This is a genomic window from Bacteroides muris (ex Afrizal et al. 2022) (genome assembly GCF_004793475.1).
Lineage (GTDB): Bacteria > Bacteroidota > Bacteroidia > Bacteroidales > Bacteroidaceae > Bacteroides > Bacteroides muris.
The window spans coordinates 1-24,142 of sequence record NZ_SRYZ01000001.1 but is presented as its reverse complement, the minus strand read 5'-3'; the positions used below and the strand labels follow the sequence as shown (position 1 = coordinate 24,142).

Here is a 24,142-nt window from a genome sequence, read left to right as displayed (position 1 = left end):
ATTGTGTGGAAGTTAGGAGTAAAGATGGAAAATAAATGAGCCGGCTATTATTAAAGAAAGTAGAGAATGTGGGCATTTAGGCAGAAATAACCTGAAACCCTTTCCCATTCCCCCGTTTTCTTGTATCTTTGTCGCCTCATAATTCACTTAACTGCAAGCAATGAAGGAATTCCTGCAACTGATGCGGCGCTTTGTGTCGCCTTACAAGAGATATATCGGTTGGGCAATCGTGCTCAATGTGCTGTCCGCTATATTCAATGTCTTTTCATTTACACTGCTCATTCCTATTCTCAATATTCTTTTCAAGACCGGGGCGAATACCGAGGTATATCACTTCATGGAGTGGGGAAGCGGTAGCCTGAAGGAAGTGGCGGTGAACAACTTCTACTACTACGTCACTCAGATGATTGAGATACACGGGCCGCAGATGACACTGCTGTTCATGGGGCTTTTCCTTGCTTTCATGACCATGCTGAAGACTTCCTGCTATTTCGGCTCTTCCGCCATTATGATTCCCCTTCGCACGGGAGTGGTACGCGATATTCGTGTCATGGTCTATTCCAAGGTGATGCACTTGCCGCTCGGCTTCTTCTCCGAAGAAAGAAAGGGAGACATCATTGCGCGTATGAGTGGTGACGTGGGTGAAATTGAAAACTCCATAACCAGCTCACTGGATATGCTGCTCAAGAATCCTATTCTGATTCTGCTCTACTTCTCTACCTTGATTGTGACCAGTTGGCAACTGACTTTGTTCACCGTTCTGGTGCTGCCCGGTATGGGCTGGTTGATGGGGAAGGTCGGTAAAAAATTGAAGCGCAAGTCGTTGGAAGCCCAAGGGAAATGGAGTGACACCATGTCGCAACTGGAAGAGACGCTTGGTGGACTGCGTATAATCAAGGCTTTCATAGCCGAAGACAAGATGGTGGACCGTTTTAAGCAATGCAGCGACGAGCTGCGCGATGCCACCAACAAGGTAGCCATCCGTCAGTCGTTGGCACATCCGATGAGCGAATTCCTCGGCACGCTGCTCATTGTATTGGTACTGTGGTTCGGCGGTCTGCTCATTCTGGGTGAGGGTACATCTATAGATGCCTCCACGTTTATCTTTTATATGGTGATTCTGTATAGCATCATTAATCCGTTGAAAGACTTTGCAAAGGCAGGATACAACATCCCGAAGGGGCTGGCATCCATGGAACGTGTGGACAAAATTCTGAAAGCCGAGAACCCCATTAAGGAACCGGTAAACCCGTTGCCGCTGCACGGGATGAATGACCGGATTGAATTTAAGGACCTCTCCTTCAGTTACGACGGCAAGCGCGAAGTGTTGAAGCACGTCAATCTGATGGTGCCCAAAGGACAGACCATTGCACTTGTCGGCCAGTCCGGTTCCGGCAAATCTACATTGGTGGATTTGCTGCCGCGCTATCACGATGTGCAGTTAGGTGAGATTACAATTGACGGTGTGAATATTAAGAATTTTCGCATTCACGACTTGCGTGCGTTGATAGGAAACGTGAACCAGGAGGCCATCCTGTTCAATGACACCTTCTTCAACAACATTGCCTTCGGTGTGGAAAATGCAACTATGGAGCAGGTGATCGAAGCGGCAAAGATTGCCAATGCCCACGACTTCATCATGGAGACCGAGCTCGGTTATCAGACCAACATTGGCGACCGTGGCGGCAAGCTTTCCGGCGGACAGCGCCAGCGTATCAGTATTGCCCGTGCTATCCTGAAGAATCCGCCTGTCCTGATACTCGATGAGGCCACTTCAGCACTCGATACCGAAAGCGAACGACTGGTGCAGGAGGCTCTGGAACGGCTAATGAAGACCCGTACCACGATTGCCATCGCCCACCGCCTTTCCACCATCAAGAATGCCGATGAGATTTGTGTACTCTATGAAGGTGAAATCGTGGAACGTGGTAAGCACGAGGAACTCTTGGCGAAGAACGGCTACTATAAGCGGCTGAACGATATGCAATCCCTTGCGTAGAGAGATGTGGACAGTTGAAGAGAATAATGAAGAAGAATTGATACGGAGATTGAAGCGTGGAGACTACAATGCTTTCTGCCGTATCTACGACCTCTATGCCAAGTGTCTTTACGCTTACAGCCTTCAATATATCAAGCAAGCCGAAGATGCCGAAGAAATCGTGCAGGATGTGTTTGTCAACCTCTGGAACCGGCGAGATACTATCCGGCAGGAACAGACTTTGCGTGCCCTGCTCTTTATCATGGCCAAACACTTGCTGATAAATGCCTACCGTGCACAGGTGAACCAACCTGTCTATGAAGATTACCTGAATTATCAGGACTGGTTGAGTGTGGAAGATACCCGATACCGGATGGAATACAGTGACTTCCTGAAGAAGTTCGATAGCGCCCTTGCCACCCTGGTGCCTACGCAACAGAAGGTGGTCAGGCTGTCGCGACTGCAACAATGGTCGAACAAAGAAATAGCCCAGCACCTGCAGCTGAGTGAGCAGACGGTCAAGAACCAGCTTTCGCTCGGTATGAAAAAGTTGCGGGAAGTGTTCGACAAGCTTCTTTGCCTACCCGTCTTCATGTTAATACATTAACTAATCCTTATAAATCGAATTATTTATTAATAAACTGCTACCTTTTCGGTACGGATTGACTTTAAAGATTGTCATTATTAGAAAAAGACGGTAATGAAGGAACTGATAGATAAATATAGAGACAACACATTGACGGCCGAGGAACTGCTTCGGCTGAGACAGCAAGTGAACAGCGCCACAGACAACGAACTGGAGCAGCAACTGCTGGATGATTGGAACCGCAAGGATATGAACGGCATAGCTGTGGATGACGAGTGCGTCGACCGGATGAAGCGGCAGATAGATCGACGGATAGGCCGTGGTCCGAAAACTTCCGAACGATGGCGCTTCACCGGATATACCTATATGCGTGTGGCCGTAGGCCTCCTGTTGCCCTTGCTGATGGCATACACCTTCTACCTGCGGCATGATAACAAACAGCTGAAAGCGAGTGAGGTGGTAGTGTCCGCCCATGCAGGAGAGCGTGCCAGCGTACTGTTGCCCGACGGAAGTCGGGTGACGCTTAACTCCATGTCGGCTTTATCCTACAGTCTTGGTACCTATAATCAAAAAGCACGGCACATTCATTTCAGTGGCGAAGGATACTTTGAGGTACGCCGTGATCCTCAATCACCGTTTATCATAGGTAGTTCCCATCTGCGGGTCGAAGTACTGGGTACTACTTTCAACCTTGCTGTTCGCTCCACCAGCAAGACAGCCGAATTGGCATTGGAAGAAGGCCGCGTGTTGCTTATCTCCACGCAAAAGAATGACAGCGTCTTTCTGAATCCTTCCGAGAAAGCCATTGTGGATCAACAAACGGGGAGCATTACCGTGGTGAAACCGTGTGACATCACCACGGCATCAGCCTGGATGCGTGGTGAACTGATATTCCGTAACTCGCCGCTGGCCGATATTCTGCACGCACTGGGCGAGACTTACCACCTGCGTTTCAAGGTAGAATGTCCGGAGTACGTGCATAATACTTTCACCGGTACTCTGCCCACCAAGGATTTGAACGAGGCACTGGAAATCGTTGAGCTTTCCTACAACCTGAAAGCAAGCATCCGGAACAAAGAAGTGATTTTGGAGAAGAAATAGATATTTATATGTTGTACAACATATAAACGGATCGGTACTTTTTTTGTGTTTTCTTGTCTTTAGTTATGAAATCGGCCGATTTCATTTTTAAACTTAATCTGAAAAAAGTATTATGAACCAACATGCAAAGAAAAGATTCGTAGCATTCGTCTCATTCTGCCTGTTCTGCCTTGCCGGTCTTCCGCTGATGGCACAAGAGAACACAGTAACAATTGATGTACGTAACGCTTCCCTGCGGCAAGTGTTTGATGTAATTGAAAAGCAAACCACTTATCGCTTTGCCTATCAGGACGTAGTGATAGATAACCGGAAAGATATCTCCCTTAGCAAGAAAAATGCTTCTGTGCCTGCTGTGCTCGACATCGCACTGAAGGGACGGGATATGACCTATACTATCGTTTCATCCAAGTCCATTGTAATCACTCCCAAACAAGTTGCTTCCGCACAGGCAAGCGTCCAACGCCAAGTGACCGGAACAGTGACCGATGCCAACGGCGAACCAATCATAGGCGCCAATGTCCTGGTAAAGGGCGAAAGCGGAAAGGGAGTCATCACCGACTATGATGGCAACTTTGCCATCACCGTTTCTTCTGACGCTGTGCTGGAGTTCAGCTATATAGGATATTCTACTATCGCTTTGCCCGTGAATGGCAAGTCTGCATTGACGGTAAAACTGAAAGAAGACCAACAGTTGTTGGATGAAGTGGTGGTAGTGGGTTACGGCTTGCAAGCAAAGGTCAATCTTACCGGAGCAGTGGCTTCCGTTTCGAACAAGGAGCTGACTGCACGTCCCATCACTTCCGTTAAAGCGGGCATACAGGGATTGGTTCCGGGACTCACCATTACCAACAGCCAGGGACGGCCGGGCGAAGACTCGAGCACCATGCGTATCCGAGGTACTGGAACGCTGAACAATGCTTCGCCCTACATCCTGATTGACGGTGTGGAAGGCGGATCCATGAATCAGCTGGACCCCAACGACATTGAGTCCATATCCGTGCTGAAAGACGCTGCCTCTGCTGCCATCTACGGTTCGAAGGCTGCCAATGGTGTTATCCTTATTACCACCAAGCGAGGTAAGACAGGACGTCCCGTGCTGTCCTACAACGGTTCGGTGGGATGGCAGCGTGCTACGGGGCATGTGGAACGCATGAACGCCGCTGACGCCGCCTCGTATTACAACCGTGCCCTCGAAGCCAGTGGCAAGAGCCCACGCTTTACGGACGAGGATATTGCACTCTTCCGCAATGGAAGTGACCCTTACGGGCATCCTGACACCGACTGGAACGAACTCGGGTATCAGGGAAGCGGATTCATGCACCAGCATAATGTGAACATCTCGGGGGGTAACGAAAGCGCGCAATACATGGCCTCGGTCGGATATCTGGGACAGGAGGGAATCATGCAACACAGCAACCGCCGACAGTTCAATCTGCGCACCAATCTCGACCTGAAACTGTCGGACAAGTTTACTGTACGCACCAATTTGGCCTACATCAACAACCGATATGACGACCCCACAAACTCCTATGTGGGCGGTGGTTCCGACCAAATCATACGCCAACTGAACCTCATTGCTCCTTGGATTCCCTATAAGAATGAAGATGGTTCTTACGGCACCATAGGTGATGGAAACCCTGTGGCATGGCTCGATCTGGACCAGGTGCTGACGCGCAAGACACAAAATTTTTCGGGCATCCTCTCGCTGGATTACCAGATATTGAAGGAACTGAAATTTACGGCTACGGGTGCATTTGTGTCGAATGTGCAGGTGACCAACGACTTTGTGAAAGATATACAGTACAATGAAAGCAAGTATCACGGACTCAATTCGCTTAAAGTGCGTCATTACCTGTGGAACCGTCCTTCGCTGGATCTTCTGTTGAATTACGCCAAGAACTTCGGCAAGCACAACCTCAAGGCGCTGGCAGGCTACAAGATTGAAAAGTACAATTATGATGAACTGAAAGCCGGGCGTCGGGATTTTCCGAATAATGACTTGACCGACATCAATGCCGGAACCTCGTCTACACAGACTAACGAAGGATTTACACGTGAACTGGCCATGATGTCCTACTTCGGGCGTATCAACTACGACTATGCCGGCAAGTACCTGTTCGAGGCCAATTTCCGTGCCGATGCCTCTTCACGCTTCAGCCCCGATAACCGCTGGGGATATTATCCCTCGCTCTCAGCCGGATGGCGCATTTCTGAAGAAAATTTCATGGAAGGCACACGCAACTGGCTGCAATCGCTCAAAATACGCGGTTCATGGGGACAATTAGGAAACCAGGACGCACTTGACGATTATTATCCATGGCTGGTGACCTACTCGTTGGGCAAAAATTATCCTTTCGGTGGCTCGCTGGAGTCGGGCATTGCACAGACAAATCAAAAACTGGAAACCATCTCGTGGGAGAAATCGACTACCTGGGGTATAGGTTTCGACTTGAGCCTGCTGGGTTGCATCGATTTGAGCTTCGACTATTATGACCGTAAGACTACGGGTATCATCATGGACGTGCCGGTACCGGGTAGCTTCGGCCTCAGTGCCTACAAGGACAACGTGGGTGCTATGCGCAACCGGGGCGTAGAAATGACCTTGGGTTATCACAAAGAGTGGAACGACTGGACTTTCCGTGCCAATGGTAACATCGCTGTCAACCACAATGAGGTATTGAATCTGGGTGGGGTCAACGAGCAGATAGAATCAGACGGCTATCACATCAACCGGGTGGGCATGCCTTATCATGCTTTCTATGGCTATGTGGCCGACGGCCTGTTTAAGAGCCAGGAGGAAGCCGATGCCTATACCGAAAAATATGGCAACCCGTTCGGCTCGTCGAAAAAGTTCAAGGCAGGCGATGTGCGTTATCGTGATGTCGACGGTGACGGACGCCTTACCTCCAAGGATCGCGATGTCATCAGCTCCGAGCAGCCTAAGTTTACATTTGGCCTCAACCTGAGCGCTTCATGGAAAAGCCTTGATGCTTCTGTCTTGCTGCAAGGTGCCTGTGGTGTGTCGCGCTATTTCAATGAAGAGGTGTTCGGAGCCTTCAGAGGCGATACCAGTCATCCGGCCACGGCTTGGTTCAATGCTTGGTCGCCCGAAACTCCGAACGGCACATTCCCCCGTATCGTAGAACCTGACTATACAGCCAGCTACCCCAATACTGTATCCTCGTTCTGGATATTCAAGACTAACTACCTGCGTTTCAAAAATATCCAGTTGGGCTACACCCTGCCTTCGCAATCTTTGGGGCGTTTCGGCATTTCGCGTGCACGTATCTACTATTCGGCCGAGAACCTGTTCAAAATAGATAATCTGCCGGTCAATATCGACCCGGAATCGCCCTCAGGCCGCGGTTCACACTATCCGCAAGTGGCCACTCATTCATTCGGTATCAATTTAACCTTTTAACAACAGACGCTTATGAAACCAAATAACTTTCTCCTGCCCATTCTGCTGGCAGGTGTTCTGATGACCTCGTGTGACGATTTCTTTGACACTGCTCCCAAAGATGCCTTGTCGCCGGCCACATTCTGGAAAACTGAAAGCGACGCTCAAAAGGCTGCGGTGGCTTGCTATGAAGATTGGGTCAGCCCGGCTACCGGCTCCTCGGAGGTGTTCTTTGCCGATTGCATGTCCGACATTTGCTACAGCTTCACAGGTTCGAGCAGTTACAAGTATGTGGGTAACGGTTCGGCTACACGTTCTAGCACAGTGAAATATTATGACTACTCCATTATACGACGTTGCAACACGTTCATGGCCAATATTGATAAGGTGCCTTTTACTGATTCCAAGGCGAAGGACAACTTGGTGGGGCAAGTGCGTACTATCCGTGCTTGGCGCTATTTTCAGATGAATTTCTGGTACGGAGGCGTTCCCTTGATTACGGGATTGCCCCAGCTGGCTGATGAAGCCAAACTGCCGCGCGATTCGGAAGAAACCGTCAAGAAGTTTGTTTATGACGAACTGGACCAAGCCATCCGTGAACTTGACGAGCGGCCTGCAGCCCGCGGACGCATTGCCCGCGGAACGGCTCTTGCCATCAAGATGCGTTCGGCACTTTACTGGGGCGATCTGGATCGCGCGCTCTCGGCTGCACGTGACATCCAAGGCTTGCATCTTTATGAAATTGAAAAGACCCTCAGCTACCAAGAATTGTTCAGCCTTCGCGGAAGAGATTCGAAAGAGATTATCTGTTCCATGCAGCACATCCCTACTACCGAACCTTTCGGTAATACCATCCGCCTCTTCAGCAACCAGGATGGCGGCTGGGCCTCCATGGTGCCTACGCAGAATCTGGTAGACATGTTCGAAATGGACAACGGTCTGATGCCCGGTGAACCGGGTTCGGGTTACGATCCCATACACCCCTTTGCGCACCGCGACCCGCGTCTGGCACAAATTATCATCTATCCCGGACGTGACTGGCTGGGAGCCAACGGACAGATGCGCGTGTACAATACATTGGATAAGACCATTGACGGAAAAGCAAACTCCGATTATATGGATGCAGGCAACAACGCCACACACACAGGCATGATTTGGGCCAAATATACCGTGCCCATCTCGCAATACTCTGCTTCGCTTTCCGATGACGAACTTTGTCCCATCCTCTTTCGCTATGCCGAAGTACTGCTTACCATTGCCGAAATCAATGTAGAGAAAGGTGAGAACACCGATGAAGTATTTGATATCATTGACGAACTGCGTACGCGTGGTGGACACATTGCTGTAGACCGGAGCCGCTACGCCACCCAGGCCAAACTGCGTGAACTCGTGCGTCGCGAGCGCTGCATAGAGTTGGCAGGCGAGGGTCTGCGACGTGCCGACTTGGTGAGATGGAAAGATGAAAACGGCAAGATGTTGGCCGAAACACTGCTCAACAGTCCGCTCTACCGTATGGTAGGCACCGTAGATGCTTCCCATCCCGATCCGGCAATGCGTGCAGTCATCGAGTTGCCCACCGAGGAAAACCAGCGGTTACGCAAACTGGAAGACCGTTCTTTCTATCCTTATCAGCGCTATTTGCCCATCCATCAGGAACAATTGAACACCAACCCCAACTTGACACAAACCGAAGGCTATGATTGATAACGACATGAAACGATTCTTCTCTGACCTTACAAAGACTGTTTTCAGTCTCGTCTGCTTTGTCTGCCTGACGATGGCCGGACATGCGGCCGACCGCATCCGCATTTATCACGGACCTTATTTGCAGAATGTGAAAGAAACCGAAGCTACCTTTGTGTGGATGGCTAGCAAGCCCTCTGTAGGATGGGTGGAATTGGCCCCCGACGACGGCAGCAATTATTACAATAAAGAACGCCGCAAGTATTTTGATACGACCAACGGTGTGAAGAACACCTCGTTGCTTCATGTGGTAAAGGTGACCGGGCTTGAGCCCGGCACCGCCTACCGCTATCGTGTCTATGCCACCGAAGTGCTGGAACACAAGGGAGTGGAGGTGATATACGGTAAGACTGCCGCCCTTGATGTATATACCGCAAGGCCGCCCGTCTTCCGCACCCATGATGCCACGAAGCCCGAAACCTCTTTCGCCATCATCAACGACATTCATGGACGCACGGCTGATATTCCGGCTTTGCTGAATGCCGTCCACTGCCAGCAGAAAGACATGGTAATATTCAACGGTGATATGCTTACTCAATTGCGAAGTGAGGAAGAACTCTTCTCTGGGTTTATGGATGTTTCCATCGACCTGTTTGCAAAGCAGGTGCCCATGTATTATGCACGTGGCAATCACGAGACAAGGGGTCTGTTTGCCACCTCCTTTCAGCACTACTTCTCGCCCAAGGAGTCTCATTTGTATTACATGTTCCGCCAGGGTCCCGTATGCTTCCTCGTGCTTGATACCGGTGAGGATAAGCCTGACACGGATATCGAGTACAGCGGTATTACTGACTATGACAACTACCGTAACGAACAGGCCGAATGGCTGAAAGAAGCCGTACGCGCTCCCGAATTTCGCGATGCCAAGTTCCGGATTGTCATTGCACACATGCCCCCGCAACCTGTCAAGGGTCTGTGGCACGGGCCGCAAGAAGTACTTGATAAATTCGTGCCCATCCTCAACGAAGCGGGCATTGATGCCATGCTTTGCGGTCACCTGCACCGCTACCTGCACTGCAACCCCGACTCACAGGTGCGTTTCCCGGTGGTGGTCAATGCACACAATACGGTGATAGACGGGCAGACGAGCGGCGACCGGTTGCAGCTTGAAATACGCGACACTCAAGGAACTTTGGTTGACAAAATCCTGCTGGAACGGCACTAGGAAGAGTCGTTTCGGCACCCGAGCGGATGCCGGATATCGCAAGTGAATCTTGTTCGTTTCTTTCAGCTATAAACAGAGTCCTGGCATTCGTTTGCCGGGATTCTGTTCATGTAGCCGGGATTCATCTGCAATCTGAAAAATCGGTATCCCCAAAAACGAATGCCCCAATGAGCGAAACCGACCAGCAACATCTCCTATATACCTCTTTAAAATCTACTTTTTAGCTCCTTTATGTGTAATATAATCGTTTGTATATCAATATGATTATTTTTTTTGAATCTACTTTTACCTACTTATGACGTTTACTCTCTCTGTTTTTTCTTATTATAATAACATAATTTTGCCCAAGCAACACAAAAATAAGATATGGGCTGCGGCCGTTCAATCGGCACAGGCTTTTTAAAGAATGATTATGTTTTAAGAGGAAAATTAGATTTAGAAAAGTTTTTCAAACAGGTGTTGAAGAAGTTTTCCAGACAGGTAAAAAGAAAATAGGGATGATACGGAACCGGGTACGCTTGGTTCCTTTTCTTGCAGACTTCTTATAAAAATGAGACAATATCATGTATATGGATGGAATGAAATACATACAGCCGGAAAACCCTCGGAAAGGGGGGGCTTCTTGCTGCTTCGCCGCTTCGTGCAGAGGAGAAAGGACGAGATGTTTTGCACTTTTTTAACAAACAAATTCGTCTTTTCTATAAAGAATTGTCTTACTTTTGCAAAAACACAATCATCAGGCACGAGATAAATCTTATTATAAAAATATCATAATCCATGAAAATAAAAGTTGGTTTGATAGGGTTTGGCAGAATGGGGCAGATGTATTGGGAAGAGATGCAGAAGAGCGGTCGGTGGGACATTGCTTACATCTGCGATATTGACCCTGCCTCTCGAGAATTGGCCAGAAACCTTTCTCCTTCATCCAGAATCATATCCGATGAACAAGAAATCTTTGACGATCAGAGTGTAGAAGCTGTTGGTCTTTTTGCATTGGCAAATTCCAGGAAAGAACAAATAGAGAAAGCCGTTCATAGTGGCAAACACATTCTTACGGAAAAACCCATTGCTGATACCATCGACAAAGAGTGGGAAATTGTGGACCTAATCGAGAAGTATGACAAAATTGCCGCTGTCAACCTCTACCTGCGCAATTCCTGGTATCACCAAGCTATGAAGCAATTCATTGCCGAAGGCGAGATTGGTGAACTGGCTATTCTGCGTATCTGCCATATGACTCCAGGATTAGCACCGGGTGAAGGACACGAGTACGAAGGCCCGGCTTATCACGATTGCGGCATGCATTACATAGATATTGCCCGTTGGTATGCCGGCAGTGAATATAAAAGTTGGCACGCACAAGGCATGCGCATGTGGGATTACAAAGACCCTTGGTGGGTGCAGTGCCACGGCACATTCGAGAACGGTATTGTGTTCGATGTCACACAGGGATTTGTCTATGGACAACTTTCTCAGAATCAGACACACAATGCCTATACGGATATAATCGGTACCAAAGGCATCGTGCGCATGACACACGACTTCCGTACTGCTATCGTAGAACTTCATGGCGTCAGTCGTACTCTTCGTCTGGAAAAACCCTTCGGTGGAAAGAATCTGGATAAACTGTGCAACCTCATGGCCGACTCCATCGAGAGCGGCAAGCGTGATCCCGGGTTGCCTCTGATGCGCGATTCGGCAGTAGCCTCTCAGTACGGATGGACATTTTTGGACGATGCTCGCTGCCACGACCTGCCCGGTATAGGCAATTTGCAGACACTGGAAGAAATCAGAGAGCGTCGCCGTCACATGAAGGATGGTTACGGGTTGCTTCGTCCGAAGAAGACCATTGTGTGAATCCGAAGTAAAAAATGTTTTTCAAAACACATAATATTAACCGATTTTAAAATCTAAAGAACCATGTCGAAATTTACAAGAAGAGAATTTCTTAAGACCGGAGGTTTAGCTTTGGCGGGACTTACCATTGCTCCGAGCAGCATTTTGGGTAAGAGCCACGGACACGTACCTCCCAGTGACCGTTTGAACATTGCTGCCGTAGGTATCGGCGGTATGGGACATACAAACATCAATCATGTGAAAGCTACGGAAAACATCGTGGCTCTTTGTGATGTAGACTGGCGTTACGCGAAAGGTGTGTTCGATGAGCTTCCCAATGCGAAGAAGTATTGGGACTATCGCAAGATGTACGATGAAATGGGCAAGGACATCGATGCCGTTATCATCGCTACTGCCGACCATACGCATGCCATCATCACAGCTGATGCCATGACGATGGGCAAACATGTATATTGCCAGAAACCGTTGACGCATTCCGTATATGAGTCCCGTCTGCTTACCCGATTGGCCGCTTCTACGGGGGTAGTTACCCAGATGGGTAACCAAGGTTCTTCGGACGAAGGCACCGACTTGGTATGCGAGTGGATATGGAACGGTGAAATCGGTGACGTGACGAAAGTGGAATGTGCTACTGACCGTCCCATCTGGCCGCAAGGATTGAATGTTCCTGAAAAGGAAGATCGCATTCCCAAAACCCTGAACTGGGATTTATTTACCGGTCCGGCCAAGATGAATCCATATAACGAGATTTATCATCCTTGGAACTGGCGCGGATGGTGGGATTATGGTACGGGTGCTTTGGGTGATATGGCTTGTCATATCCTGCACCAGCCGTTCAGAGCTTTGAAGTTGCTGTATCCTACTAAAGTGGAAGGTTCGTCTACATTATTGCTCAATGCCTGCGCTCCGCAAGCACAGCACGTGAAGCTGACTTTCCCTGCTCGTGAGAATATGCCGAAGGTAGCTATGCCTGAGGTGGAAGTACACTGGTACGACGGTGGCATGATGCCCGAACGTCCGAAAGGCTTCCCCGAAGGAAAGCAACTGATGCAGAGCGGTGGCGGTCTGACCATTTTCCACGGAACGAAGGACACGCTGATTTGCGGTTGCTACGGACAGAACCCGTGGCTGCTCTCCGGCCGTGTGCCCAATGCACCGAAGGTTTGCCGCCGTGTGCCGAAGGCTATGAGTGGCGGTCATGAGATGGACTGGGTACGTGCTTGCAAGGAAAGTCCTTCCAGCCGCGTAATGCCTAAGTCAGACTTCTCTGAAGCAGGACCGATGAACGAAATGGTGGCAATGGGTGTATTGGCTGTTCGTCTGCAAGGTTTGAACAAGACATTGGAATGGGACGGTGCCAATATGCGCTTCACTAATATCGGTGATGATGAAACACTTCGTACGGTCATCAAGGACGGCTTTAAGATACACAACGGCCATCCGAGCTTCGACAAGACTTGGACAGATCCGGTAAATGCCAAAGCTTTTGCAGAAGAGCTCATCAAGCACAACTACCGCGAAGGCTGGAAGTTGCCCGATATGCCCAGATAAACATTAAAAAGAGCATCGGAACTAGGTTTCTGATGCTCATAAACGAATACTAATCATTTAATTTTTCAGATTATGAAGAAAATATATTATCCTTTGGCTTGTTGCCTTATTGGAGGCATGCTTGCCTCTTGCGGTGGCAGTGCAAAGAAATCGAACGCTACGGAAGAAGTCGTAGCTACTACTACTACTACTACTACAGTGTCCTACTCCAAGTCTCTGAAAGCCGACGAAACCGAAACCCTGGATTTGCCGGTAGACGCAGATGGTTACATCACTATCTTTGACGGAACAAGCTTCAACGGATGGCGCGGTTACGGTAAGGATAAGGTGCCTTCCCGTTGGATTATTGAGGACGGCTGCATCAAGTTCTGCGGAAGTGGTACAGGTGAAGGCCAGACAGGTGAGGGGGGCGACTTGATTTTTGCTCACAAGTTCAAAAATTTTGAGTTGGAACTGGAATGGAAGGTTTCCAAAGGTGGTAACTCCGGTATCTTCTATTTGGCTCAGGAGATTACTTCCAAGGATAATGACGGCAACGAAGTATTGGAACCCATCTATATCTCTGCTCCCGAATATCAGGTACTGGACAATGCCAACCATCCTGATGCCAAATTGGGCAAGGACAACAACCGCCAATCGGCTTCTCTTTATGATATGATTCCTGCTGTTCCGCAGAATGCAAATCCTTTCGGTGAATGGAACAAAGCCAAAATCATGGTATATAAAGGTACTGTGGTTCATGGTCAGAACGATGAGAATGTAGTGGAATATCACTTGTGGACTAAACAATGGACTGATATGTTGCAGGCTAGCAAATTCAGCGAAAAGAAGTGGCCCTTGGCCTTCGAATTGCTGAACAATTGCGGTGGTGAGAATCACGAAGGTTTCATCGGATTGCAAGATCATGGTGATGACGTATGGTTCCGCAACATCCGTGTAAAGGTTCTCGACTAATCCTTTTTTAAAGATAGTATTATGAGAATCAAACAGATGATGATTTTGCCAGCACTGTGCTTGTCCATGATGACTACAAGCTGTAGCACCCACAGCACGGAAACAATGCCGGAAACGACGAAAAAGGAAGTAGCCATACAGCTCTACTCTGTAAGAGACTTGGTGAAGGACGGTAGTAACCTCGACCGGATTCTGAAGGACCTGGCTGATATGGGCTATACCAGTGTGGAGGCCGCCAACTACAATGACGGTAAGTTCTACGGCAAGACTCCCCAAGAGTTCAAGCAGATGGTGGAAAAGAGCGGTATGACCGTGCTTTCTTCACACACTACCCGCGGGTTGTCGGACGAGGAACTGGTTTCAGGCGACTTTACGGAAGCCTTGAAATGGTGGGACCAGTGCATTGCTGCCCATAAGGAGGCCGGTATGGAGTATATCGTGACTCCGTGGATGAACGTTCCCAAGACATTGAAAGACTTGCAGACCTACTGCGACTATTACAATGAAGTGGGCAAGCGCTGCCTGGCTGCCGGTCTGAAATATGGCTATCACAATCATGCCCATGAATTCCAGAAAGTGGAGGACAAGGAACTGATGCTGGACTACATGCTGCAACACACCAACCCCGAATATGTATTCTTCCAGATGGACGTTTACTGGGTAGTGCGCGGCCAGAACAGCCCGGTGGATTACTTCAACAAGTATCCCGGACGTTTCACCATGCTCCATATCAAGGATCACCGCGAGATAGGACAGAGTGGTATGGTAGGTTATGATGCTATCTTCAAGAATACGGATACTGCCGGTGTGCGCCACATCGTAGCTGAGATAGAGAAATACAGTTGCTCCGTAGAAGAGAGTGTGAAGCAGAGTCTTGACTACTTACTTGAGGCTCCTTTCGTGAAGGCATCGTATAGTAAATAAGACGCTATGGCTGAGGCTTGTTGATAAGCTGAAAGCTGATAGCTGTCTCTAGCAGGAGGGTGTGTCAAAACCCTCCTTTTAACAAAATCACCCTTGCTACAGATATCTGTGACAGGGGTGATTTTCATATTTTTGGTGTTTTGACACATCTCCTTTTTGTGGAGAGGTTTACTCTACATCACACCCGATTTTAGGGTGCAGGATGTTTCATTGCCTACCTCGTTTCTACTTGCTACAATAAAGTGGTGATATTGTGCATAAAGTGATGATTTTTATATCAGAAGATATATAGAGAGTGCATTCGGAGATGCGAAAAAGAATCGATGATATTTTAGACTCATTTATAGTAAAATGAACCTTAGTGGATAAATTATTTCCGTCCGAAATCAGCGGGTATCTCCCCCCATTGATTCGTCTCCCATTTCAGGATGCGGGTGGTATAGGTATTTTCGCGCAACCACTTCTCCGCACGTTCTATCAGGCGGAAGAGCTCTTCGGTCTTGGCGTCGCGTGGCAGTTTGGTCTTGCATTTTTTCTGTTTTATCCAGTTGATGGCGTTCACGCTGTCGCTGTAGATGGGCATGTCGAAGCCTTTTTGCTTCAGCAAGGCCAATCCGTGAACAATGGCCAGAAATTCTCCGATATTATTGGTACCGTACATCGGCCCGAAGTGAAAGATTTCCTGACGGCTGGCGACGTGTACTCCCCGGTACTCCATGGCACCGGGATTTCCGCTGCAGGCAGCATCTACAGCAAGGCTGTTTTCTGCGACGGCGGCGGGAAGGGGAGCGTCGGCGCCGGGAGTAGTCTTGGCAGGAGAGGGAGCCGAGCGCTTGATGTACGCGTACGGCGAAGAGGCAAAGGCTTTTTCTGCTTCTTCACGTGTTTCGAACGATTTGTATTTCGCTCCTTGGTAGCCTTTGGTCTGCAGTTGGCAGTCCGTCCAAGAGGTGTAGATGCCCGGGTTGACTCCCGCCCATACGACGTAGTATTTTCTTTTCTTCATAACTGCGGACAAAGGTAAAAAAGAAAATCCGAACCACTTCCCTCTTTCATTTGTTTCTTTGTATGGCGGATAGAAAATGAATAAATGAAAATTTAAAAGAAAGTACAAAAATGAAGAGAACATTTGCAGAAGCCATGGCGCATCGCCGTAGTTATTACTCTATCGGCAGTGATTCGCCGGTGCTGGATGAAGAAGTAGTACACGTTATTCGTGAAGCCGTAAAGAATGTGCCTTCAGCTTTCAATTCACAGTCTACGAGAATTGTATTGCTGCTGGGCGACGAACATAAGAAATTGTGGAGCATCGTGAAGGAAACCTTGAAAGCGCGTATCTCCGCCGAGGCCTTTGCCAAGACGGAAGTTAAGATTGATGGCTGTTTTGCCGGCGGACACGGTACTGTCCTCTACTTTGAGGATACTTCTGTCGTCAAGAAGTTGCAGGAAGCGTTTCCTTCCTATAAAGATAATTTCCCTACTTGGTCACAGCATACCTCAGCCATGCATCAGTTTGCCATCTGGACTATGCTGGAAGACATGGGGTTGGGGGCCTCCCTGCAACACTACAATCCTTTGATTGACGACGAGGTACGCCGCATCTGGAACCTGCCCGGCGACTGGATGCTGATTGCACAGATGCCCTTCGGCACACCCACCGGTGAACCGGAAGAAAAGGAATTCGAAGATTTAAGCAATCGTATCAAAATTTTCCTCTGATACAGAGGCGTTTTCAGCTTGGAATTGCTACCTTTGCGGGAAACCTGTAATTCGTAGCGGATATGATACGTATTTTCTTGACTGGCTATATGGGAGCTGGTAAAACTACTTTAGGAAAGGCTTTTGCCTGCGAAATAAGTGTGCCGTTCATCGACTTGGACTGGTATATTGAAGAACGTTTTCACAAATCAATCCGTGAATTGTTCACCGAGCGGGGAGAAGCTTCTTTTCGTGAATTGGAGCGAAACATGCTGCATGAGGTAGGGGAATTTGAGGATGTCGTGGTCTCTACTGGCGGTGGTACTCCTTGCTTTTTTGACAATATGGAGTACATGAACGGTTGCGGACAGACTGTGTTCCTGGATGTGCATCCCGATATTCTATTCCGCCGGCTTCGGGTGGCGAAGCTGCAACGCCCCATCCTGCAAAGCAAGACGGACGAGGATTTGCGCACCTTTATTGTGGAGGCGTTGGATAAGCGTGCGCCTTTCTACTCGCAGGCCCGTTATCGCTTTGATGCCGGTTATCTGGAGAGCCGCGGCCAGATTGACGAATCTGTGCAACGGTTACGCCAACTTTTAGGACTTTAATTCCTTGTAAGTGTGTATTCTTCAGTCCGAAGAGCTGGATATATTAGATTTATGTGTATTTTTGTCCCCCCCTTATAAGACACACTACTGTGGGAAAATAGTAAATTGTAAATAGTCTAATAGTAAATGTACTGATGAGAAAATGGCGTATTGAAGATTCAGAAGAGCTGTACAACGTAACTGGTTGGGGCACTTCGTACTTTGGTATCAATGACAGAGGTCATGTTGTGGTGACACCGCGTAAGGATGGAGTTGCCGTCGATTTAAAAGAGTTGGTGGACGAGTTGCAGTTGCGTGATGTGGCGGCTCCGGTCTTGGTGCGTTTTCCCGATATTCTGGACAACCGCATCGAGAAGGTATCCTGCTGCTTCAGGCAGGCGGCTGACGAGTACGGATATAAAGGAGAGAACTTTATCATCTACCCCATTAAAGTGAATCAGATGCGTCCCGTGGTGGAAGAGATGATTAACCATGGGAAGAAGTTCAATCTGGGTCTGGAAGCGGGTTCAAAACCGGAGTTGCATGCTGTGATAGGGGTCAATACAGACCCGGGTTCCCTCGTGGTTTGTAACGGATATAAGGACGAGAGCTTCATTGAACTGGCACTGTTGGCACAGAAAATGGGCAAACGCATCTTTCTTGTCGTAGAGAAACTTAATGAGCTGAATCTTATTGCCAAGATGGCGAAGCAATTGAAGGTGAGACCCAATATAGGTATTCGCATTAAATTGGCTTCCAGCGGAAGTGGCAAATGGGAAGAAAGCGGAGGAGATGCCAGCAAGTTCGGACTGACATCCAGTGAACTGCTCGAAGCGCTGGACTTCTTGGAGAAGAAAGATATGAAGGACTGTCTGAAGCTGATACATTTCCATATCGGCAGTCAGATAACCAAGATACGTCGTATCAAGAATGCTTTGCGTGAAGCTTCGCAGTTCTTTGTGCAACTGAACAAGATGGGCTTCAACATTGAATTCGTGGATACCGGTGGTGGCATGGGGGTTGATTATGACGGTACACGTTCTTCAAGCAGCGAAAGCTCCGTTAACTATTCTATTCAGGAATATGTCAACGATGTGGTGTCGACCTTCGTCGACGCTGCCGACAAACACGGTTTTCCTCATCCCAATATCATTACTGAGACGGGACGTAGCTTGACTGCCCATCACTCTGTGCTTATCTTTGAAGTGCTGGAAACGGCTTCCCTGCCCGAAATGGACGACGATTGGGAACCGGGAGAGGATGCTCACGAACTGGTGAAGGAACTGTATGATATATGGGACAACCTGAGCCAGCGTAGCATGCTGGAACCTTGGCACGATGCGCAGCAGATACGCGAAGAGGCACTCGACCTTTTCAGCCATGGTATCGTCGACTTGAATACGCGTGCACAGATAGAGAAACTCTATTGGAGTATCTGCCGCGAAATCAACTCCATTGCCAGCGGCATGAAGCACTGCCCCGAGGAATTCCGCAAGTTGAGCAAGCTACTTGCTGACAAGTATTTCTGTAATTTTTCATTGTTCCAGTCGTTGCCCGACTCCTGGGCCATCGATCAGATGTTCCCCATCATGCCCATACAACGGCTGGACGAAAGACCCGACCGCGAGGCTACCTTGCAGGACATGACTTGCGACTCGGACGGTAAGATTGCCAATTTTGTCAGTTCGCGTGCCGATACGACCACCTTACCATTGCATTCGTTGCGTGACAAGGAGCACTACTATCTGGCGGTTTTCCTGGTAGGGGCTTATCAGGAGATTTTGGGAGATATGCACAATCTATTCGGTGATACGAATGCCGTACACGTGTCCGTCAATTCCAAAGGCTATACCATCGATCAGCTGATTGACGGCGAGACGGTGGCCGAGGTGCTGGACTACGTGCAATATAATCCTAAAAAACTGGTGCGTACGCTGGAAACATGGGTGACGCAATCCGTCAAGGAAGGGCGCATCTCTGTGGAAGAAGGAAAGGAATTTTTGTCTAATTACCGTTCCGGACTGTACGGATATACTTATTTGGAATAAAATGGAGAAACTGACTGTAATCAAAGTGGGTGGCAAAATTGTAGAAGAGGAAGCCACCCTCTATAAGTTGTTGGATGACTTTGCAGCCATTGAGGGCTACAAGGTGCTGGTACACGGAGGCGGACGCTCGGCTACGAAGATTGCCGCCCGACTGGACATTGAAAGCAAAATGATAAATGGCCGCCGCATCACTGATGCCGAAACGCTGAAAGTGGTGACAATGGTGTATGGCGGATTGGTGAATAAGAATATCGTTGCCGGTCTGCAGGCGCGCGGTGTCAATGCACTGGGTCTGACGGGGGCTGATATGGATGTGATTCGTTCCGTAAAACGTCCCGTAAAGGAGGTGGATTATGGGTTTGTAGGCGATGTGAGGCAGGTGAATGCCGCTTTCCTGGCAGACCTCATTCATAAAGGTGTGGTTCCCGTAATGGCTCCGTTGACGCACGATGGAGAGGGGCACATGCTGAATACGAATGCCGACACCATTGCCGGAGAGACTGCCAAGGCTTTGGCGGGCTTGTTCGACGTTACTTTGGTATTTTGTTTTGAGAAGAAGGGGGTACTGCGTGACGAGAACGACGATGATAGCGTGATTTCACAGATAACGCCGGAGGAATTCAAGCAATATGTGGCGGATGGGGTGATTCAAGGTGGTATGATTCCGAAATTGGAGAACTCTTTCGAGGCATTGAATGCCGGTGTGGCTGAAGTCGTAATCACTTTGGCATCAGCCATCAACGGGAATAGTGGAACCCGTATCCGGAAATAATTTAAAAAAAGTGGCAGTAGGCTGTAACTTTCTGAATACTTAACCGTCAATTTCTTAGAGATGCAAGAACTCAGCTTTCGCAATGACATTCTTCCGCTGAAGGACAAGCTCTTTCGGTTAGCCTTGAGAATTACGTTCGATAGGGCAGAGGCGGAGGACGTTGTGCAGGAAACGCTGATAAGAGCCTGGAACAAGCGTGACGAGTGGTCGCAGTTCGGTTCTATCGAAGCCTATTGCTTGACAGTGGCAAGAAATCTGGCGATAGACCGTAGCGAGCGAAAAGACTCCCGTACCTTGGAGTTGACACCCGAAATGGAGCAGGCTTCCGATGCATCGAGTCCTTACGAAAAGCTGGTGAACAAGGAACGGATGACGCTGATACATCGGCTGATGAACAAACTTCCCGAAAAACAGCGGCTGATTATGCAGCTTAGGGATATTGAAGGTAAGAGCTATAAAGAAATTGCAGCGGTTCTGAGCTTGACCGAGGAGCAGGTAAAAGTGAACCTCTTCAGGGCGCGGCAAAAAGTGAAACAAACGTTTATTGATATAGAAGGTTATGGACTCTAAATATATAGAACAACTCTTGGAACGCTACTGGCAGTGCGAAACTTCTTTGGAAGAGGAAGCATGCCTGCGTGCTTTCTTTAGCGGTAACGATGTTCCCGGACACTTGCTTCGCTACAAGGACTTGTTCGTATATCAGCAGCTTCAGCAGGAAGTGCATTTGGGTGAGGATTTTGATGTCCGGGTGCTTGCCGAAGTGGAAGTTCCGGTGGTCAAGGCAAAGCGCCTGACATTGACCGCACGTTTCATGCCGTTGTTCAAAGCCGCTGCAGTAGTGGCAGTGGTCCTTTCTATGGGGAATGTGATGCAACATTCATTTTTCTCGGATGTAGAGGAGGTGGCCGCAGCCGATACTATCGGTAAACAGATTTCCGCACCGTCGGTAGCTCTCTCGGGAGATGTGTCCGTGTCTCATGAGAAGCAAGTGATGGACAGCTTGCATCGGGTGGAAGAGGAACAGGAAATCGAGGAATAGATATTTTCATTTGCTTTTAAAATAACATTTTCATTTGCTTTAAACATAATAGTTAGTGTACTTTATTAAAACAACTTGAGGCTGTGAAGTTTCAATTCTCTCAAAATCTTATAAAAACTAACTAACATAGAAGGGACGCCGCGTGATGCAGCGTCCCTTTATTGTTTTTATATGTTCGATGTGGTTGAAGGTTGGGTGGAAGGACGTCTTGCTCCAATAAAAGAACGAAGGACTTCCTCGCAAGAGTCCTTCGTCATCTTTGTAGGTAATTATTTGAGAGAGAATTTAGTTTAGGCTTACAATCATTCTATCTTTTCCAATGTTAGAGCTTATACAGTCCTTTTTTCGGATAGTCCAGTTCCGGATTACCCTTGTAGCCCACACTGCCGCTTCCGCTGGTGCGTACTTTCAGGAAATCTGTGGCATGGCATTTGATGTCGCCTGAACCGGCAACACTGGCAGATGCCTTTTTGGCAACAAAATCGGAAGCAAACAAATCACCCGAACCTGCCACACTGTATTCTGCTTCTTGGGTGCTACCGCTTAGGATAGCGGTACCCGAACCTGCAATAGATGCTTTGGTGGAGTGGGCCGTTACGTTGTTCAACTTCATGTCACCGGAGCCTGCAACGGATACTTGGAGGTCATTGCAAGTGATGTTGCTGCTGTTGATGTCTCCCGAGCCTGCGATGGAAATACTGAGGTCTGTACAAGAGATATTGTTTCCGCTGATGTCTCCCGAACCTGCCACGGAGATTTTAAGGTCGTCCGTTTTTAGCCCGTTTTTCAATTCCACGTCTCCTGAACCTGCCACGGCAATACCGTTCAGCTTTTCTGCGGAGACACGGACTTTCAGTTTGTCGTATGATACGTTGACATTCTTTTTGAAGCCGACGTAGAGGGTATTGTCCTTGACACGGATATCCAGCAAATCTACAATGTTGTCCGAGGTGTATACTTCCACTGTCGGTTTTCCGGACTTTTGCGTGTAGGTCACGTCGGGACTGCCGGCTACACTCAGTTTGGTGAAGTTGTCCACTTTTATGTCTTTGGTTACATAATTCTTGCTTGCCTTGACCGTTTTGCTGCCGAAGCTTCCGGAACGGTATGTGTGTTGTTGTGAACAAGCGGTTGTACAGAATGCCAATAAGGCGATTGCGATAAATGTTGTTAGAGTTTTCATATTCTTTTTTGCGATTCAATATTTATTAGTTAGACGTGAACTGCCTTGAAAAAGTTGCATGTAGAAATGCTTTTTTTAAAGGACGTTCGGTTGTTATACCTTAATCAATTATTGTGCCATAAATCTAAATCTTTGATAACTAAAGAATAACTGCTTTTACACAGTGTTCATTATCGGACATCCCGTCCGCTTTTGTCAAGTGTTTGCTTGCTTTTTCGGACGATTCTTTGTTCATTTGCAAAGTCTCTTCCCTGTCCCCCTCTATGGGAGAGGCTTTGATTTATGACAGTAAACCGTATTATAGAAGATAAAGAGCTTGGGTCTTTGTTTGTCCGGGTCAATGTCCGGGCACGGCGTCTCACTTTCCGTACAAAGGAGGACGGAATTTACGTGACTGTGCCTCCTCGGACTTCTCTTGCCGAGGTAGAGAGTGCCATCGAGCAGCTTCGTCCGCGTCTGAAGGATGCCAGACAGAAGCTGGTCAGAAAGCTGATTGATTTGGATTACCGCATTGATACGGAGTTTTTTAAACTGACGTTGGTCAGCGGACAACGGGAACGGTTCCTGTCCCGTTCGGAATTGGGAGAAATGCAGATAATCTGTCCTCCTGATGCCGATTTCTCGGATGAGAATCTGCAGGCTTGGCTGCACAAGGTAATTGAAGAGGCTCTGCGCCGGAATGCAAAGATTATCCTTCCTCCCCGTCTGTATATGCTCTCCATGCAGCACAATCTGCCTTATAAAAGTGTGAAAATCAATTCCAGTAGCGGGCGTTGGGGAAGCTGTTCGGCACAAGGTAATATCAATCTTTCCTATTATCTGGTGCTTCTTCCCAAGCATCTTATAGACTACGTGCTACTGCACGAGCTGGCACATACCCGCGAGATGAATCATGGGGAGCGCTTCTGGGATTTGCTCGACCGGATGACCGGTGGAAAGGCACAAGCATTGAGAACAGAACTCCGGAAATACAAAACGGAGATATAGCGGTCTGCCTCTTCTATCACGTTTGAAAGGTATCTCAGAAAGTTAATACCGGTATGGATAATGCGAGATTATTAACAGAAGCAAAATGTCATGTTTGATTATAAAGAAATAGAACGAACAATCAAAGATAACCATCTTCCATTTCAGGAAATAGGAGATGTCGATAAAGAGATTTTAATACAACGGTTATATGACACATTTGTAATTGGAAATCCTCGTGCATTATGGCTGAAATTTAAATATGTGCCATATAGTATAGATTGTAACATGGAAGATCCTTATTTTCATCTATTGGATATAATTGACAAAAATATCGTTTTCTATTTTTTTATTGATTATTGGAACAGGGATTTTATCGTTTATAAAGCAAGAATGTCTGATATACATATATTTATCGGCGACTGTGAGGGGCTTGACGAATATTACTTGGTAACAGAGGATTTTATGGAACTGTATAGTATAATAATACTTCGTTAAAATTACAGTTAATCCGTTGAAAACAAATGAGTTAGTAAATAATATTTAGTATAATAAAATAGGCCAAGTGGCTGATTTTCATTATC

20 protein-coding genes are annotated in these 24,142 nt (G+C 48.0%); 18 read left to right on the top strand and 2 right to left on the bottom strand.

Annotation, left to right across the window (positions count from 1 at the left end; genetic code table 11):
• Positions 1 to 160: 160 nt before the first annotated feature.
• The 10 genes from E5355_RS00105 to E5355_RS00060 all read left to right on the top strand — a co-directional run bounded on the left by E5355_RS00105 (position 161) and on the right by E5355_RS00060 (position 15,259).
• On the top strand, positions 161 to 1,999 hold the full coding sequence (locus E5355_RS00105; protein ID WP_136008654.1) for an ABC transporter ATP-binding protein: 1,839 nt from the start codon (positions 161 to 163) through the stop codon (positions 1,997 to 1,999).
• 4 nt (positions 2,000 to 2,003) lie between these two features.
• Positions 2,004 to 2,585, top strand: coding sequence for an RNA polymerase sigma factor (locus E5355_RS00100; RefSeq protein WP_136008653.1), 582 nt, complete (start codon positions 2,004 to 2,006; stop codon positions 2,583 to 2,585).
• Positions 2,586 to 2,678: 93 nt separating this feature from the next.
• Complete coding sequence (locus E5355_RS00095; RefSeq protein WP_136008652.1) at positions 2,679 to 3,665, top strand: FecR family protein; 987 nt, start codon at positions 2,679 to 2,681, stop codon at positions 3,663 to 3,665.
• A gap of 112 nt (positions 3,666 to 3,777) precedes the next feature.
• On the top strand, positions 3,778 to 7,086 hold the full coding sequence (locus tag E5355_RS00090; RefSeq protein WP_168354249.1) for a SusC/RagA family TonB-linked outer membrane protein: 3,309 nt from the start codon (positions 3,778 to 3,780) through the stop codon (positions 7,084 to 7,086).
• 12 nt (positions 7,087 to 7,098) lie between these two features.
• On the top strand, positions 7,099 to 8,769 hold the full coding sequence (locus tag E5355_RS00085) for a RagB/SusD family nutrient uptake outer membrane protein (protein ID WP_136008651.1): 1,671 nt from the start codon (positions 7,099 to 7,101) through the stop codon (positions 8,767 to 8,769).
• 7 nt (positions 8,770 to 8,776) lie between these two features.
• The gene (locus tag E5355_RS00080) at positions 8,777 to 9,973 is read left to right on the top strand and encodes an FN3 domain-containing metallophosphoesterase family protein (RefSeq protein WP_136008650.1); all 1,197 of its coding nucleotides are present in this window, start codon (positions 8,777 to 8,779) and stop codon (positions 9,971 to 9,973) included.
• 777 nt (positions 9,974 to 10,750) lie between these two features.
• Positions 10,751 to 11,830, top strand: coding sequence for a Gfo/Idh/MocA family protein (locus tag E5355_RS00075; RefSeq protein ID WP_136008649.1), 1,080 nt, complete (start codon positions 10,751 to 10,753; stop codon positions 11,828 to 11,830).
• 63 nt (positions 11,831 to 11,893) lie between these two features.
• The gene (locus E5355_RS00070) at positions 11,894 to 13,381 is read left to right on the top strand and encodes a Gfo/Idh/MocA family protein (RefSeq protein ID WP_136008648.1); all 1,488 of its coding nucleotides are present in this window, start codon (positions 11,894 to 11,896) and stop codon (positions 13,379 to 13,381) included.
• A gap of 72 nt (positions 13,382 to 13,453) precedes the next feature.
• Entirely contained in the window at positions 13,454 to 14,335 is an 882-nt protein-coding gene (locus E5355_RS00065) for a 3-keto-disaccharide hydrolase (protein WP_136008647.1), read from the top strand.
• 66 nt (positions 14,336 to 14,401) lie between these two features.
• Entirely contained in the window at positions 14,402 to 15,259 is an 858-nt protein-coding gene (locus E5355_RS00060; protein WP_246866860.1) for a sugar phosphate isomerase/epimerase family protein, read from the top strand.
• A 370-nt stretch (positions 15,260 to 15,629) separates the two neighbouring features.
• Here E5355_RS00060 and E5355_RS00050 read toward each other — a convergent pair whose 3' ends face one another.
• On the bottom strand, positions 15,630 to 16,265 hold the full coding sequence (locus E5355_RS00050) for a viroplasmin family protein (protein ID WP_136008644.1): 636 nt from the start codon (positions 16,263 to 16,265) through the stop codon (positions 15,630 to 15,632).
• 110 nt (positions 16,266 to 16,375) lie between these two features.
• Here E5355_RS00050 and E5355_RS00045 point away from each other — a divergent pair, with 110 nt between their 5' ends.
• The 6 genes from E5355_RS00045 to E5355_RS00020 all read left to right on the top strand — a co-directional run bounded on the left by E5355_RS00045 (position 16,376) and on the right by E5355_RS00020 (position 21,409).
• Positions 16,376 to 16,978: a nitroreductase family protein gene (locus E5355_RS00045; protein ID WP_136008643.1), complete on the top strand. Its 603-nt coding sequence runs from the start codon at positions 16,376 to 16,378 to the stop codon at positions 16,976 to 16,978.
• Positions 16,979 to 17,040: 62 nt separating this feature from the next.
• The gene (locus E5355_RS00040) at positions 17,041 to 17,568 is read left to right on the top strand and encodes a shikimate kinase (protein ID WP_136008642.1); all 528 of its coding nucleotides are present in this window, start codon (positions 17,041 to 17,043) and stop codon (positions 17,566 to 17,568) included.
• A 134-nt stretch (positions 17,569 to 17,702) separates the two neighbouring features.
• A complete protein-coding gene (gene speA, locus E5355_RS00035; protein ID WP_136008641.1) occupies positions 17,703 to 19,595 on the top strand; it encodes a biosynthetic arginine decarboxylase in 1,893 nt (630 codons plus the stop codon).
• Between the two features lies 1 nt (position 19,596).
• On the top strand, positions 19,597 to 20,367 hold the full coding sequence (gene argB, locus E5355_RS00030) for an acetylglutamate kinase (RefSeq protein ID WP_136008640.1): 771 nt from the start codon (positions 19,597 to 19,599) through the stop codon (positions 20,365 to 20,367).
• A 60-nt stretch (positions 20,368 to 20,427) separates the two neighbouring features.
• A complete protein-coding gene (locus tag E5355_RS00025) occupies positions 20,428 to 20,937 on the top strand; it encodes an RNA polymerase sigma factor (protein WP_136008639.1) in 510 nt (169 codons plus the stop codon).
• Positions 20,927 to 21,409, top strand: coding sequence for a hypothetical protein (locus tag E5355_RS00020; RefSeq protein ID WP_136008638.1), 483 nt, complete (start codon positions 20,927 to 20,929; stop codon positions 21,407 to 21,409). The genes E5355_RS00025 and E5355_RS00020 overlap by 11 nt, the downstream gene beginning before the upstream one ends.
• A 322-nt stretch (positions 21,410 to 21,731) precedes the next feature.
• On the opposite strand, the gene E5355_RS00015 is transcribed toward E5355_RS00020, so the two are convergent.
• On the bottom strand, positions 21,732 to 22,592 hold the full coding sequence (locus tag E5355_RS00015) for a head GIN domain-containing protein (protein WP_136008637.1): 861 nt from the start codon (positions 22,590 to 22,592) through the stop codon (positions 21,732 to 21,734).
• 282 nt (positions 22,593 to 22,874) lie between these two features.
• Here E5355_RS00015 and E5355_RS00010 point away from each other — a divergent pair, with 282 nt between their 5' ends.
• On the top strand, positions 22,875 to 23,579 hold the full coding sequence (locus tag E5355_RS00010; RefSeq protein WP_136008636.1) for a SprT family zinc-dependent metalloprotease: 705 nt from the start codon (positions 22,875 to 22,877) through the stop codon (positions 23,577 to 23,579).
• Positions 23,580 to 23,669: 90 nt separating this feature from the next.
• Positions 23,670 to 24,056 carry a hypothetical protein gene (locus E5355_RS00005; protein ID WP_136008635.1) on the top strand — a complete coding sequence of 129 codons (387 nt, stop codon included), beginning with the start codon at positions 23,670 to 23,672 and terminating at the stop codon, positions 24,054 to 24,056.
• The last annotated feature ends 86 nt before the right edge of the window (positions 24,057 to 24,142 follow it).